15 protein-coding genes are annotated in these 14,363 nt (G+C 36.1%); 7 read left to right on the top strand and 8 right to left on the bottom strand.

Annotated elements, in window-relative coordinates; all coding sequences use genetic code 11:
* The first annotated feature begins 207 nt into the window (after positions 1 to 207).
* Positions 208 to 702 carry a peptidyl-prolyl cis-trans isomerase gene (locus NCCP28_RS08635; RefSeq protein ID WP_248560982.1) on the top strand — a complete coding sequence of 165 codons (495 nt, stop codon included), beginning with the start codon at positions 208 to 210 and terminating at the stop codon, positions 700 to 702.
* A 113-nt stretch (positions 703 to 815) separates the two neighbouring features.
* On the opposite strand, the gene NCCP28_RS08630 is transcribed toward NCCP28_RS08635, so the two are convergent.
* A complete protein-coding gene (locus NCCP28_RS08630; RefSeq protein WP_248560981.1) occupies positions 816 to 2,144 on the bottom strand; it encodes a PhoH family protein in 1,329 nt (442 codons plus the stop codon).
* Between the two features lie 166 nt (positions 2,145 to 2,310).
* Between NCCP28_RS08630 and NCCP28_RS08625 the strand changes: the two genes are divergently transcribed.
* On the top strand, positions 2,311 to 2,913 hold the full coding sequence (locus NCCP28_RS08625) for a YhcN/YlaJ family sporulation lipoprotein (RefSeq protein ID WP_248560980.1): 603 nt from the start codon (positions 2,311 to 2,313) through the stop codon (positions 2,911 to 2,913).
* A 76-nt stretch (positions 2,914 to 2,989) separates the two neighbouring features.
* The gene (locus NCCP28_RS08620; RefSeq protein WP_248560979.1) at positions 2,990 to 3,190 is read left to right on the top strand and encodes a YlaI family protein; all 201 of its coding nucleotides are present in this window, start codon (positions 2,990 to 2,992) and stop codon (positions 3,188 to 3,190) included.
* A gap of 307 nt (positions 3,191 to 3,497) precedes the next feature.
* On the opposite strand, the gene typA is transcribed toward NCCP28_RS08620, so the two are convergent.
* Positions 3,498 to 5,330, bottom strand: a complete 1,833-nt coding sequence (gene typA, locus NCCP28_RS08615; RefSeq protein WP_248560978.1) for a translational GTPase TypA — start codon at positions 5,328 to 5,330, stop codon at positions 3,498 to 3,500.
* A 186-nt stretch (positions 5,331 to 5,516) separates the two neighbouring features.
* On the opposite strand from typA, the gene NCCP28_RS08610 reads away from it, so the two are divergent.
* On the top strand, positions 5,517 to 5,717 hold the full coding sequence (locus NCCP28_RS08610; protein WP_248560977.1) for a DUF5325 family protein: 201 nt from the start codon (positions 5,517 to 5,519) through the stop codon (positions 5,715 to 5,717).
* Between the two features lie 82 nt (positions 5,718 to 5,799).
* Here NCCP28_RS08610 and NCCP28_RS08605 read toward each other — a convergent pair whose 3' ends face one another.
* Complete coding sequence (locus NCCP28_RS08605; RefSeq protein WP_248560976.1) at positions 5,800 to 6,600, bottom strand: inositol monophosphatase family protein; 801 nt, start codon at positions 6,598 to 6,600, stop codon at positions 5,800 to 5,802.
* Between the two features lie 376 nt (positions 6,601 to 6,976).
* The gene (locus tag NCCP28_RS08600; RefSeq protein ID WP_248560975.1) at positions 6,977 to 7,171 is read right to left on the bottom strand and encodes a hypothetical protein; all 195 of its coding nucleotides are present in this window, start codon (positions 7,169 to 7,171) and stop codon (positions 6,977 to 6,979) included.
* 383 nt (positions 7,172 to 7,554) lie between these two features.
* Between NCCP28_RS08600 and NCCP28_RS08595 the strand changes: the two genes are divergently transcribed.
* A complete protein-coding gene (locus NCCP28_RS08595) occupies positions 7,555 to 8,178 on the top strand; it encodes a YktB family protein (RefSeq protein ID WP_248560974.1) in 624 nt (207 codons plus the stop codon).
* Between the two features lie 59 nt (positions 8,179 to 8,237).
* On the opposite strand, the gene NCCP28_RS08590 is transcribed toward NCCP28_RS08595, so the two are convergent.
* Positions 8,238 to 8,510, bottom strand: a complete 273-nt coding sequence (locus tag NCCP28_RS08590; RefSeq protein ID WP_248560973.1) for a UPF0223 family protein — start codon at positions 8,508 to 8,510, stop codon at positions 8,238 to 8,240.
* Between the two features lie 566 nt (positions 8,511 to 9,076).
* Between NCCP28_RS08590 and NCCP28_RS08585 the strand changes: the two genes are divergently transcribed.
* A complete protein-coding gene (locus tag NCCP28_RS08585) occupies positions 9,077 to 10,546 on the top strand; it encodes an aminotransferase class I/II-fold pyridoxal phosphate-dependent enzyme (RefSeq protein ID WP_248560972.1) in 1,470 nt (489 codons plus the stop codon).
* A 78-nt stretch (positions 10,547 to 10,624) separates the two neighbouring features.
* The gene (locus NCCP28_RS08580; protein ID WP_248560971.1) at positions 10,625 to 10,972 is read left to right on the top strand and encodes a hypothetical protein; all 348 of its coding nucleotides are present in this window, start codon (positions 10,625 to 10,627) and stop codon (positions 10,970 to 10,972) included.
* 260 nt (positions 10,973 to 11,232) lie between these two features.
* On the opposite strand, the gene NCCP28_RS08575 is transcribed toward NCCP28_RS08580, so the two are convergent.
* The 3 genes from NCCP28_RS08575 to NCCP28_RS08565 form a co-directional block, all read right to left on the bottom strand.
* Positions 11,233 to 11,478: a hypothetical protein gene (locus tag NCCP28_RS08575; RefSeq protein ID WP_248560970.1), complete on the bottom strand. Its 246-nt coding sequence runs from the start codon at positions 11,476 to 11,478 to the stop codon at positions 11,233 to 11,235.
* Between the two features lie 173 nt (positions 11,479 to 11,651).
* Positions 11,652 to 13,061: a dihydrolipoyl dehydrogenase gene (gene lpdA, locus NCCP28_RS08570; protein WP_248560969.1), complete on the bottom strand. Its 1,410-nt coding sequence runs from the start codon at positions 13,059 to 13,061 to the stop codon at positions 11,652 to 11,654.
* A gap of 4 nt (positions 13,062 to 13,065) precedes the next feature.
* Complete coding sequence (locus NCCP28_RS08565; protein ID WP_248560968.1) at positions 13,066 to 14,346, bottom strand: dihydrolipoamide acetyltransferase family protein; 1,281 nt, start codon at positions 14,344 to 14,346, stop codon at positions 13,066 to 13,068.
* Positions 14,347 to 14,363 lie beyond the last annotated feature (17 nt).

Raw genomic sequence — 14,363 nt, 5'->3', positions numbered from 1 at the left:
TTGCTCATTGGGCTATGCCCTTCTCTTTCCTTGAAGATGGAGTCTTCTCGCGCCACTTTACATCCTTCAAACAAAAAATAAAAAATGACAGATAAATGCAAGATAGCTATACTGAATAGGAAGAGATAAAAAACACAAAAATGTAACCGCTTCTTTTTTTGATAAGGAATGAGAAATTCCTATAAAAGAAGGGGAAGGAGGAAAAAAATGCAGGATATTATACCAATTAAAGGTGCTGTTAATTTTCAAATCACCATTGATCCAAGTGTATGGATTTTTGATGATCGCAAACAAACAGCAGAACAACTCTTTAGTTCTATTCAAGCAACTGATGAAATGGAAGAATATACAAAAGAGGTATCCGCACATTGGGATAGAGAAATTGCAGAAGGAGCTGTTTTTCCTCCCACTTTAAAATCAGAAAAAAAATATAAAAAAGAGGAGTTGCTCTCAGGGACTTTTTTTATGCCCCTTGCTCCATTTATCCGTAATGCGGAACCTATTATTTCTGCCAAAGAAATTCAGATTATTTCACAAGGAGAAATCATCTCCTTTCCCCTTTCCTCTCTAGAGGAGATGATGCTATTATTTTGCACAAACGGCAAACCGCTCAAAAGTGATGGGCCTGTTCATGTTTATTTTAAAAACAAACATGAACATCAACAACCCATTAAGTATGTAGAATCTTTTGTAATCTCTTGAAAATAGTTTTGTTGAAACTATTTTCCATCAGCCAAAATGCATTTGGCTGATGGAAAAATGCCCTCTTTATTTTATTGGCAACACAATGAATGCCCCAAGCTAGCCAAAAATTGCTACAAAAGATCTGCTGCAAGCTGTGCAAGCCCTGAGCGCTCCCCTTTCACTAGCTTGACATGTCCAGCTATCTGCTGATCTTTAAAACGTTCCACAACATAAGAGAGACCGTTATTAAAGGCATCTAAATATGGATGGTCAATTTGTTCTGGATCTCCCATCAAAACGATTTTGCTGCCGTCTCCAACCCTTGTTAAAATCGTTTTCACTTCATGCTTTGTTAAATTTTGCGCTTCATCAATAATAATAAATTGATCTGGAATGCTTCTGCCGCGAATATAGGTTAATGCCTCAACTTCTATCGATCCCATCCCGGCAAGAATCGCTTCCAATTCACCCGGTTTTTTTGTATTAAATAAATATTCAAGATTATCAAATATCGGCTGCATCCAAGGTCTTAGCTTTTCTTCTTTTTCCCCTGGGAGATAACCTAAATCTTTCCCCATAGGCACAATTGGCCTTGCTACTAATAATTTTTTGTATTCTCCAAAATCTTCTGTTTGCATCAATCCTGAAGCCAAGGCTAATAATGTTTTACCTGTACCTGCTTTCCCAATTAAAGTAACTAGTGGAAGGTCTTTTTTCAGCAGCAATTCAATGGCCATCGTCTGCTGTACATTCCGCGGCCGTATTCCCCAAATATGTTCATGGTCAAATACAAGTTTTTTTATAAACTTTCGGGAAGAATCCACCATTGCCAGTGCAGAAGAAGAAGATCCCAGCACATCTTTTAATATGAGAAATTCATTTGGATAATATATTCCATTTCCTATTTCTGAAATAGGAAGTTTTCCTTTTTCATAAAACTTATTTAATATATCTAAAGTTACTTGTACATCTGTAAAACCTGTATATAAGTGATCATTTTCTACTACACGATCACTTAAAAAATCTTCTGATACTAAACCGATTGCATCTGCTTTAACTCGAACGAGTGTGTCTTTGCTGACTAATACGACGGTTCGTCCATTTTTCTTCTTCTGTTCCTCTAAAGATAAATTCTTTGCTACCGCTAAAATGCGATTATCATTTGTCTTTTCCACAAAAATTTCTTGCAGTTGATGAAAGGAGCGATGATTTAATTCAATCCGCAAATTCCCGCCATTTTCTAAGGGGATTTTTTCATGCAATTTCCCTGTTTCTCTTAAATTATCGATTAACCTAGATATTTGTCTTGCATTCCTCCCGATCTCGTCCATATAGCGCTTTTTGCTGTCCACTTCTTCGAGTACTACTGCGGGAATTACTACATCATTGTCTTTAAATGAAAAGATGGAATATGGGTCTTGTAACAAGACATTCGTATCTAAAACATATATTTTACTCAAACTGATGCCTCCTGCTCTACTGTCATATATTGCTTGCTATCCGCTTTACGGAAAGGAACCTTGGTTAAATATATGTTTTACCGCATAAAGATAGAAGATATTTTGCACAATAAAGATAGAAAGTGTAAAAAAATGTGATGAATTATCTTTTTTGGGAGGTATTTTCATGAAAAAATTTGCCTTAATCATGATCTTTATGCTTCTTTGCGGCTGTACAAATGTTGATAACAATAACAATGTGTCACAACCAAATGAAGCAAATCCACATGTGAAAAATGTGAAAAACTCTACGATTAATGAAGTAGACCAAAAATCTGGGCAGGATATTGCAAAACGACTTGTCTCCCTTGCTACAAGCATTCCTAACGTCAATGATGCAACAGCCGTTGTATTAGGGCATTATGCGATTGTCGGCATAGATATTAAAGCAAATTTAGATCGTTCTGAGGTTGGCTCTATTAAATACTCTGTTGCCGAAAGTTTAAAAAATGATCCAAATGGTGCTTATGCCATGATAGTAGCTGACCCAGATGTAACTGCTAGAATTAAAGAAATTGCGGAGGATATTGAAAATGGTGAGCCTGTTCAAGGAATTTTTAATGAATTAGCTGATATTACAGGTAGAATCATGCCAGAAGTGCCGGCAGATATGATAAATCCTAATGCAAAAACAAAGGTGAAAAATCCTGATGAAAAATTAGATGGCTCAGAAGAAAAGCAATTAAAAAATGAGCAAGATGAGCAATCAAATAATCATCTTCGGGATTAAACTCGTTTTCTCCTGCTTATTATATTATAATACCTCTATCATCCAATTTAAAATTTAATGATTAGAGGTGCACAGTTTGAAAGTGAAATGCGTAATATGCGATAAAATTGAAGATATTGATGAAAACTCATTTCAGGCAAAACGCCTGCGAAATAGGCCTATCCATACCTATATGTGCAAAGACTGCGAAACAAGAATAACAAAAAATACTCAAAAGCGAGCAGCCACTGGCAATTTCGCCCTATACCGCAGCAAAACCACAGAAGACGACTGGTAAACAGAAATGCGGAAGCTCCTTGATTATCCCCGTACAGACTGGCCGATTAAATACGCCGCGTCCTGCGGCAACATCGGCACTTGTACATCCTGTACGGCGGAGACACCGGCTAAAGATAAAGGAAACAAGGTGAACGTCAGTGAATCGATGGTGACTTATCTTTAGGAAAGGACTTGAAGCTATTCAGACGCTGGGATGCCTGCAGTTAGGTGAAAAAAATCTAAAAGGTATCCGACTTAGTGCTAGATAACATAAAAAAGAAGGGGAACTTCATTAATGAAGTTCCCCTTCTTTTTTTTATGTTATCTTATTCAACAAGTTTTTTCTTTTTTGTTACACGTTCACGCTCAGATTTATTTAAAATCTTTTTGCGCAGACGAATAGATTCTGGTGTTACTTCGCAGTATTCGTCTTCATTTAAATATTCTAAAGACTCTTCCAATGTCATGATTTTTGGTTTTTTCATTGTTGATGTTTGGTCTTTGTTTGCAGAACGGATATTTGTTGCTTGTTTTACTTTTGTAATATTAACCGTAATATCATTTTCACGAGTATGTTCTCCAACAATCATACCTTCATAGATTTCTGTTCCTGCTTCCACAAAGATAATTCCGCGATCTTCTACTTGCATAATACCATAAGTAGATGATTTGCCTGATTCCATACTTACAAGCACACCTTGACGGCGTCCTCCAACTTGTCCAGATGCCATTGGCTGATAGCTGTCAAATGTATGGTTGATGATACCATAACCACGAGTTAATGTTAAGAATTCTGTTGTATATCCGATTAAACCACGTGCAGGTACATTAAAGATCAAACGCACTTGACCATTGCCATTATTGACCATATCAAGCATTTCGCCTTTACGGGCACCAATTGATTCCATTACTGAACCTGTATGTTCTTCTGGAACATCGATTTGTACGCGTTCAACTGGTTCGCAACGTACACCATCGATTGTTTTTACGATAACTTCTGGTTTTGAAACTTGCAATTCATATCCTTCACGACGCATATTTTCAATAAGGATAGATAAATGCAGCTCTCCGCGGCCAGATACAGTCCAAGCATCAGGAGAATCTGTATTTTCAACACGTAAACTTACATCTGTTTCTAATTGTGCACGCAATCTTTCTTCAATTTTTCTTGAAGTTAGATATTTACCTTCTTTACCAGCAAATGGAGAGTTGTTAACTAGGAACGTCATTTGCAATGTAGGCTCATCAATGCGAAGCACTGGAAGTGCATCTTGATGATCAAAAGGACAAACTGTTTCCCCTACGTTAATGTCTTCCATTCCTGATACTGCAATTAGATCCCCAGCATAAGCTTCTTCAATTTCTTGTCTTTTTAGGCCAAAGAAACCAAATATTTTTGTAACACGGAATTGTTTCACAGTTCCATCAAGTTTCATTAACGCTACTTGTTGGCCCACTTTCATTGTTCCGCGGAACACACGGCCAATACCAATTCTTCCTACATAGTCATTGTAGTCAAGAAGAGATACTTGGAATTGCAATGGCTCTTCGCGGTTATCCACTGGCGCTGGGATATGCTCGACAATTGCATCATACAGAGACTGCATATTTTCATCCTGCTGCTCTGGATTTACACTCGCGGTACCATTAATTGCAGATGCATAGATAACTGGGAATTCTAATTGTTCTTCTGTTGCATCTAATTCAATAAATAAGTCAATTACTTCATCAACAACTTCTGCTGGACGAGCAAAATCACGGTCAATTTTATTTACAACAACAATTGGCGTAAGTTTTTGCTCTAATGCTTTTTTCAATACAAAACGTGTTTGCGGCATACAGCCTTCATATGCATCAACAACAAGCAATACCCCATCAACCATTTTCATAATACGTTCCACTTCGCCGCCGAAGTCAGCATGTCCTGGAGTATCCAAAATATTGATGCGTTTATCTTTATATTGAATCGCAGTATTTTTTGCTAAAATGGTAATACCGCGTTCTCTTTCTAAATCATTTGAGTCCATCGCACGTTCTTCCACATGTTCATTTGTACGGAATGTGCCAGACTGTTTTAAGAGCTGGTCAACCAATGTCGTTTTACCATGGTCAACGTGGGCAATAATAGCAATATTACGAAGATCTTCTCTAATTTTCAAAAATTTCACTCCTACCTAAATGGTCTATCTCATTTTTCATTATTTTAACATTATAACTGAGTCATTATACCATAGAATATACTAGAAACCTAAAAGGTTTTTCATGTAAAATAAAAAAAGACAGTTGTAAACGTTATTTTTGCCATCTTTAACTAAATCTATTGAAAAAATAAAGGATGATACATATTGAATATTGAAACAGGACCATTCTATTATTATAAGATATTTGCTGCTTCTGCCTTTATTTTGATTGGCATTTGTATAGTGGAAAAAAGCTTAAAAGGTGCCATTATTTGCTTTATTTTATTTTTAATTATTGTGTCTCTAGCTGTATATAAGAAAAAAAGAATACACTATAAAAAAAAACAGCTTAAAAATAGGCTCTAAATTAAATTTTCCTTCCTCATACAAAAAAGCAATAGGATGGAATAAAATAAATCATTCCATCCTATTGCTTTGCACCTCAATATCACCATTCTCCATTGTGCAAATATTTTTCCATAATTTCCTTATGCACTCCTGGTTTCCCAGCAAAAAAGGAGTTTTGCGTCAATAAGTCTAATTTTTCATTGCGCAGGGATGTAACCTTTCCTCCAAGTTCCTCCACCATTATTTTTCCTGCTGCATAGTCCCATGGAGAAAGCCTTAAAGTAATATACGCATCCATTCTTCCTGATGCGATATAGGCAAGTTCCAAACACGCAGAGCCAAATGACCTGGTTCCTCTCGCATCTCTTGCAAGAGGTGCCAAAATTTTTGGATCAATACGCTTGTTTTCTGTTACCCAAGTAGAATTTAAGCCTATGATCGCTTCTTCTACTGCAGTTTCTTTTAGCGGAGCAAGAGGCATAGCATTCATATATGCACCTTCTCCTTGGACAACATGATACAGTTCGTCAGCAACCACATCATAAATTAATCCGATTTTTCCTACTCCATCTTCATAGATGCCGATAGAAATGGCAAAGTCCCGCTGCATATGTATAAAATTCATAGTGCCATCAATAGGATCAATAATCCACACGACCCCTTTTAGATCTTCAATAGACGAGCTGAGCCCCTCTTCTCCTAAAATGCGGTGACTCGGGTATTGCTTATTAATATTTTGAATAAAAAATTCTTCTGTTGCTTTATCTATCTCTGTTACTAAATCATTTTTATTCGATTTTGTTTCAATTAACAGTTTTTTTGAAAAGGAATTTTTTATTCTTTCTCCAGCTTCTTTTATCCATTCTTTAGCATATGCATCTACTTCTAGCCAATTAGTCATCTTCCCCATCCTTATCTTATATTTTCTGCTCCTGCTTTATCCTAAAGTGAAACTTCAATCAGTCAGGGTTTTCTCCATCCCCATTGATTGTTATTTACACCAATCAGGCTTTTACGGGCAAGTTTCTAACCACCTAGATTGTTCCTTTTCTCTCATAATCTTGGGGCGGAGACAAAAGCCCGTTAATTCGTGATCAATATAAGAGCATTCCATTTACTTGTCTGTCTATATTTTAGCTTACTGTATGCATTATCATGCATCAAGTGCTATTTCTCCAAATATATCCTTTTGATGCAGCCAAAATTCTATGTAAAACAAAAATCATAAATGCTTTCAAATTGCGAGAGAGCATTTATGATTTAATACGTTTTTTCACCTATAGAGCTTTAAGTCTTAGAAGTTCCTGTCTAATTCTTTCAAGCTTTTGCTTACTTATGTTTTTCTGCGCTTCGTTTTGTTCGTTTATTGCATCAAATAAAGTAGCCAACTCATAATCCATTTCTAATCGAAGAACAGCTTTTTTTTCTCTTTCCACTTCATTCTTCTTTACCAAATTCATTAATTGTTTCACTTGACAGTACACCCCTTCCATAGACTTATAATTCTAATGATTTCTTATATCATATGTTGAAATCACTTTCCTTGCAACAAATATGTGCTCCTACCTAAAAGGTTCCTTTTCTTCACCAAAACACCTGTTTATGCTACAATATTTGACAACAAGTAAATGGGCTTTTCTACAAGATTCTCATTTGGTGAAACTAAAAAAATTTTTTTGCAGCATCGTTCTCTTTGTCTTCTGCCAACTATTTTATTTGTCCATCCAAAGAGAAAACATCCAGCTATATAAATATGTAAAGTATAGATAAGGGAAGAAAAGCAGCTCGTTTATTTCCTTACTTGGTTTTTAAATACCCAAACACCGTTGTTATAAACGTAAAAAGGAGTTAGATTATGAACTTTGCAGGATTTAATCAAAAAGATTTTGATACCTTTACAATAGAAGGCCTTGAAGAAAGAATGAAGGCAATCCAGGAACGGATTCAGCCTAAATTCCGAATAATCGGCGAGGCATTGACAAGTGAATTATCTGTCAAAACAGGCAATGAAATGTTTTTGCATATCGCTAAACATGCACGACGCACGATAAATCCTCCGAAAGACACATGGCTTGCCATTTCGGCAAATAAACGCGGCTACAAACAGCATCCACATTTTCAGATTGGCTTATTTGATGATCATGTTTTCATCTGGCTTGCCTATATTTATGAATTGCCGCAAAAGGCAGAATACGCAAAAACATTTCTGGAAAATTTAAACCAAATAAAAACAGCTATTCCCGATAATTATATGATTTCATCCAATCATATGAAAAAAGATGCAAAAAAAGTGGGGGAAACAGATTTGCAGCAGGCACTAGAACGTTTTCAGGATGTAAAAAAAGCAGAGTTTCTCGTTGGTCAGCATATCCAAGCATCTGATTCTATTTTGGCGAACGGCAATCAATTTATGGATTTAGTGGAACAAACCTTCGAAACTCTTTTGCCGCTTTATCAACTGTCTTTAAATAGCCGATAATCCCTTGCCAACTAGCAATTCAGCCCAATCATTTATAAATGATTGGGCTGACCTGTTCTTTATGGCATTTTTATTGTCGCATACTCCTCTGCCTCTTTTGCTTTTTTTATTGTTTTATAAGCAGAATATCCGCTTACTTCTTCGAATTCTCCACATACTTTTTTTTCTTGGGCAATGCTTGGCACAATTTTTTTAAAAGCCCGATAATGTTCCATTAATTCATTGCGTTTTATTCCTTTTTCATAACAGCTTTCAATACATTCAAAAAATTTAATGACCGCAACTATTTCATCTGTAGACCAATCGATATCAATTGGATATTGATACTCCATAAAAACACCCTTTTCTTCTATAATTTAGTGTCAAACTCTTTAAAACCAATGTTATTATTTTAAATCAACGAATTCCTATTGTAAAATGTGCTTTTTTAAGTTTATTGTTTTTAATAGAAAAAACAGAGAAATAGGACTTAGCCGCATATTTGTAGAGAAGGAAGGAGCAAACATCTATTGTATGAAGAGGACCGTCAAAGCTCTCCACCAAGGTCTTCGAGAGTCACCTATAGAAACAAAAATATATCAGCTGCTAATTTTCAAAGCCGAAATTCATACAAAAACAGCCTTTTTAAAAGAAAGATTGGTATGTAAATTTTTTTTGGCCATGCTAGTAGGGTAATAACCTTTCCAGGAAAAGGAAAGATAGGTCTCCATAAGGAAATAGGTTATGTAAATAAAGATTGGTAAAATATTTCTTTTAATTATAGTAAAAACTAATTGTATGCAAAAAAAATAAAAAATGCTATAATTCTTTTGTTTTATGGTTTCATTCAGATTAATGAGACAAAAAAACAAATAGTTTATTTTTAAATATATTTATAATAAAGAGGTGTGGAAATAAATTGTCACAACACGAAACACCGTTATACCACGGTTTATTGGAGCATGCAAAAAAAGACCCTATACAATTTCATATTCCGGGTCATAAAAAAGGAAATGGAATGGATCCCGAGTTTCGCGACTTTATTGGGGAAAACGCCCTTTCAATCGATTTGATTAATATTGGACCACTTGATGATCTTCATCAGCCAAAAGGAATTATTAAAAAAGCACTAGTACTTGCTGCTGAAGCATTTGGCGCAGACCATACATTTTTTTCAGTTCAAGGAACAAGCGGTGCCATTATGACAATGATTATGAGTGTTTGTGGACCTGGTGACAAAATTATTGTACCGAGAAATGTGCATAAATCCGTTATGTCTGCCATTGTATTTGCAGGTGCCATTCCTGTATTTATCCACCCTGCTATTGATAAAAAACTCGGTATTTCTCATGGAATTACACTTGAATCCGTGCAGCATGCCTTAGATCTTCATCCAGATGCAAAGGGTCTCCTTGTGATAAACCCTACTTATTTCGGCATATCTGCAGATCTAAAAAAGATTGTAGAATTAGTGCATTCTTATAATATTCCAGTACTTGTCGACGAAGCACATGGAGTACATATTCATTTCCATGATGAGCTTCCAATGTCTGCGATGCAAGCTGGAGCCGATATTGCCGCAACAAGTGTTCATAAACTTGGGGGCTCTATGACACAAAGTTCTATCCTCAACGTCCGAGGAAACTTAGTGAACCATAAGAGAGTACAATCTATTTTAAGTATGCTGACAACAACCAGCACTTCCTATTTATTACTTGCATCATTGGATGTTGCCAGAAAAAGATTGGCGACAGAAGGCAAAGAACTTCTTGACCGCACCATTGGATTAGCTCAAAGCATCCGCCAACAAATTAATGAAATAGATCATTTATATTGTGTCGGAAAAGAAATAGTCGAATCTCATATCGCTTATGACTATGATCCAACTAAATTAATCATATCTGTAAAAGATTTAGGGATTTCAGGGCATGATGCAGAAGAATGGCTGCGAAAAAAATATAATATCGAAGTGGAAATGTCTGATTTATATAATATTCTTTGCATTGTTACACCAGGGGATACAACAAAAGAAGCAGACATGCTCATACAAGCATTAAAAAATCTATCAGAGGAATATCAAAATCAAGCAAGCAATGTAGAGGCAAAAGTCATGCTGCCGAACATCCCGATATTAGCTCTTACCCCTCGAGATGCTTTTTATTCTGAAACAGAATTAGTAGATTTTGATGATTCCGATGGCAGAATAATTGCTGAGTTTATTATGGTATATCCTCCTGGCATTCCAATCTTTATTCCAGGAGAAATTATTACAGAAGATAACCTGCAGTATATTAAACGAAATATGGAAGCTGGTCTGCCTGTTCAAGGACCAGAAGATTATGACTTTAAAAAGCTCCGTGTCATAAAAGAACATCGTGCAATTCGATAAACAAAACAAAAGGCTGTGTTCTGTTACAGCAAAAGCACAGCCGCAATATGTAATTGAAATAGGATTGGAGTTTTTTTCTTGAAAAGAGTTATTGCTGTAAGTGTATTAAGCCTTATCCTAAGTGTCTGTTCGCCGTTTATGTTTAAGCAATATATAGAAAAAAAACCTCATGAACAAACACGTGCATTAATCTTTGGAGGGCCTATTCCTTTTGCAGAACAGAAAGTAGAATTACCGACAAAAGAAGAAGCATATCCTGTTGTCATTAGCTTTCAGTCACCATTAGAAAAGGATACTATCTTCCATCCTTTGCCGCTGTTTTTTACATTTTTTTGCTTTTTCCTTCTTCTTTTTGCTGTGTTCACCCTTTTTTCCAGCTATATAAAAAAGGTTCCAAAGAAAAAAAGAGAAAAAGTCGACAATTAATTATAATCAAAAGCGTCTTTATTGGCTTATAGACGCTTTTGATTATATATAGATATAAGTTTATTACATCTATAATAAAAATCCTCCTATCCCTGTTAAAACGTCTTAAAACAGGCCAATACCAATCTCTCCTGCAAATATTTTTTCAAATAAAACATCATTTATCTAAAAAAGCATATTTTAAAGCTTTCCTTCGCTTAGAAAGTCACTGAACATGCTGGTAAAACGCAAACCACAAAGTAAGCTCTTTTTATCCTTTATTATGCTATATAAATAATACTCATGATTATTTGAAAAGATCCATATATCCCTAGACTAATAAAAGTAGCAAACATTGTCTTCCTTGGAGACTTTACAATATAATTCCCAATGGTAATAGCCAAATAAAAAAAAACAATAAACATGCATACTTTATAAAGAATCAAATCATGCCTTGATAGCCATTCTGTAATTGAATAGCCGCTCCATAATATTAACTGCAAGAGAATAACAGTATAAACCTTCAAGGGTTTGCCACCACCTTTATTTTGCCATTCCAATCATCTATTCTTTAGTAGATATAATTAGTATATGTTAAAAGCAGTGGTAATATTTTATCCAAAAGAACTTATCCGTTTCTCCATATGACAGAACAAAAAAGCCCACTTTAATTAGTGGGCTTTTTTGTTAAATGCTAACCTTATTTAATGATATGGATTGGGCTTCCAATTGCAACTTCAGCAGCTTCCATAGTAATCTCGCCAAGTGTTGGATGAGCATGGATTGTCATTGCTAAATCTTCAGCAGTCATGCCAGATTCAATTGCTAAACCAAGTTCAGCAATCATATCAGATGCACTAGGACCAGCAATTTGAGCACCAATAACTAAACCGTCTTCTTTACGAGTGATTAACTTCATAAACCCTTCAGCTTGGTTAAGTGCTAATGCACGGCCATTTGCAGCAAATGGGAATTTAGAAGCAACGATGTCGATTCCAGCTTCCTTCGCTGATTTTTCTGTGTGACCAACTGTTGCTAATTCTGGTTCTGAGAATACAACAGCAGGAATGCCAAGATAATCAATTTCTGCAGGATGTCCAGCAATAGCTTCTGCTGCAATTTTACCTTCATAAGAAGCTTTATGAGCAAGTGGCGGTCCTGCAATAACATCACCAATTGCAAAGATATTGCTTACAGATGTTCTGCATTGTTTATCTGTTTTAATTAAGCCGCGTTCAGCCAGTTCAACGCCAACTTGATCTAGACCTAATTCATCTGTGTTTGGTTTTCTTCCAACCATTACGAATACATAATCAGCTTCAACAGTTTTTTCTTCGCCTTTTACCTCATATTTAACAATAACGCCAGTGTCAGACTCTTCTACACCTTTAGCCATTGCTTTCGTAATAATTTCCGCACCTTTTTTCTTCAAATTGCGCGTTACTAATGAAGACATTTGTTTTTCGAAACCGCCTAAAATTTCATCTGCGCCTTCTAAGATTGTTACTTTTGTTCCGAAGTTAGCATAAGCACCACCAAGCTCAGTACCTACATAACCTCCCCCAATAACAACGATTTTCTCTGGGATTTCTTGAAGAGCAAGAGCGCCAGTTGAATCAAGAACGCGTTTTGAGAATTTAAATGCTGGAATTTCGATTGGACGAGATCCTGTTGCAATAATAGCATTTTTAAAAGTATACGTTTGTGATGATTTTTCATCCATTACTTTTAATGTATTAGCATCAACAAAATAAGCTTCGCCACTAACAATATCTACTTTATTTCCTTTTAAAAGTCCTTCTACACCGCCAGTAAGCTTTTTAACAACACCAGCTTTCCATGCTTGAACTTTTGAAAAGTCAACTTTTACATTATCAGCTGTAATACCCATATCACTTGAGTGTAGAGCTGTTTCATAACGATGTCCTGCAGCGATTAATGCTTTAGAAGGGATACATCCAACGTTTAAGCAAACTCCGCCAAGTACATTTTTTTCTACGATTGTTACTTTTTGTCCTAATTGTGCTGCACGAATTGCTGCAACATATCCTCCAGGACCTGCACCAATGACTATAGTATCTGTTTCAATAGGAAAATCTCCAACTACCATGTTCTTACGCCTCCATTAACAATAGTTCTGGATCGTTCAATAAACGTTTAATATGATTCATTGCATTTTGAGCTGTAGCTCCATCAATCATTCTGTGGTCAAAACTTAATGATAAAGCAAGTACTGGAGCTGCAACAATTTCTCCATCTTTAACGATTGCTTTTTCAGCAATGCGTCCAATTCCTAAAATAGCAACTTCAGGATGGTTGATTACAGGAGTAAACCATTGTCCGCCAGCAGATCCAATGTTAGAAATTGTGCAAGAAGCACCTTTCATTTCATTTGGAGCTAATTTGCCGTCTCTAGCTTTTCCAGCAAGTTCGTTAATTTCATTAGAAATATTGAAGATGCCTTTGCGATCAGCATTTTTCACAACAGGAACTAATAGACCTTTTTCAGTGTCTGCAGCAATTCCGATGTTGTAGTAATGTTTATGAACGATTTCGCTTGTAGCATCATCCAATGATGTATTTAATGCAGGGAATTCTTTTAACGCGCTTGTTAATGCTTTAACAACATAAGGCAAGAATGTTAATTTGATTCCTTTAGCTGCAGCAACATCTTTGAATTTTTTGCGGTGTGCTACAAGTTTAGACACTTCAATTTCATCCATTAATGTTACGTGTGGAGCAGTATGTTTAGAGTTAACCATTGCTTTAGCAATCGCTTTTCTAATTCCACTCATTTTTTCGCGTGTTTCTGGGAAGTCGCCTTCTGGAATAGCTACTGCTTGTGGAGCAGATGCTGTTTCAGCTGCTGGTGTCGCTTCTGCTGCCGGAGCAGATGCAGGTTGTGCGCCGCCATTTAAGAATGCATCAATATCTTCTTTTCCGACTCTTCCATTTTTGCCAGTGCCAGTTACTGCATGAATATCTACACCTTTTTCACGAGCATATTTACGTACAGATGGCATTGCAATAATGCGTTTAGAAGGATCTACTTCAGCAGCTGCATCTTGAGTTTGTTCAGCCGCAGGAGCTTCAGTTTTTGCCTCTTCTTTCGGTGCTTCATCACCATGGTCACCTTTAAATTGAAGGTTTTCATAACCAGGTGCATCAAATGTAATCAACACATCTCCAACGATTGCTACAGTACCTTCATCAACTAATACTTCTTCTACAGTACCTTCAACTGGAGATGGAATTTCTACTACCGCTTTATCATTTTGTACTTCGCAAAGCACATCATCTTCTTGAACTTTGTCACCTGGTTTAACAAACCATTTTACGATTTCGCCTTCATGAATTCCTTCACCGATGTCAGGCAATCTAAATTGAAAAGCCAATGTAATTCAACCTCCTA

Origin of the sequence: Niallia sp. NCCP-28 (assembly GCF_023168165.1) — a bacterium.
GTDB lineage: Bacteria > Bacillota > Bacilli > Bacillales > Cytobacillaceae > Niallia.
The sequence above is the reverse complement of the archived record's forward strand: the minus strand, read 5'-3'. Positions and strand labels throughout refer to the sequence as shown.

Excerpts from the sequence above, each read along its gene's own strand:
- NCCP28_RS08635 (WP_248560982.1), top strand. The coding sequence starts at position 208 with ATGCAGGATATTATACCAATTAAAGGTGCTGTTAATTTTCAAATCACC.
- NCCP28_RS08625 (WP_248560980.1), top strand. The coding sequence starts at position 2,311 with ATGAAAAAATTTGCCTTAATCATGATCTTTATGCTTCTTTGCGGCTGT.
- NCCP28_RS08605 (WP_248560976.1), bottom strand. The coding sequence starts at position 6,600 with ATGACTAATTGGCTAGAAGTAGATGCATATGCTAAAGAATGGATAAAA.
- NCCP28_RS08595 (WP_248560974.1), top strand. The coding sequence starts at position 7,555 with ATGAACTTTGCAGGATTTAATCAAAAAGATTTTGATACCTTTACAATA.
- NCCP28_RS08590 (WP_248560973.1), bottom strand. The coding sequence starts at position 8,510 with ATGGAGTATCAATATCCAATTGATATCGATTGGTCTACAGATGAAATA.
- lpdA (WP_248560969.1), bottom strand. The coding sequence starts at position 13,061 with ATGGTAGTTGGAGATTTTCCTATTGAAACAGATACTATAGTCATTGGT.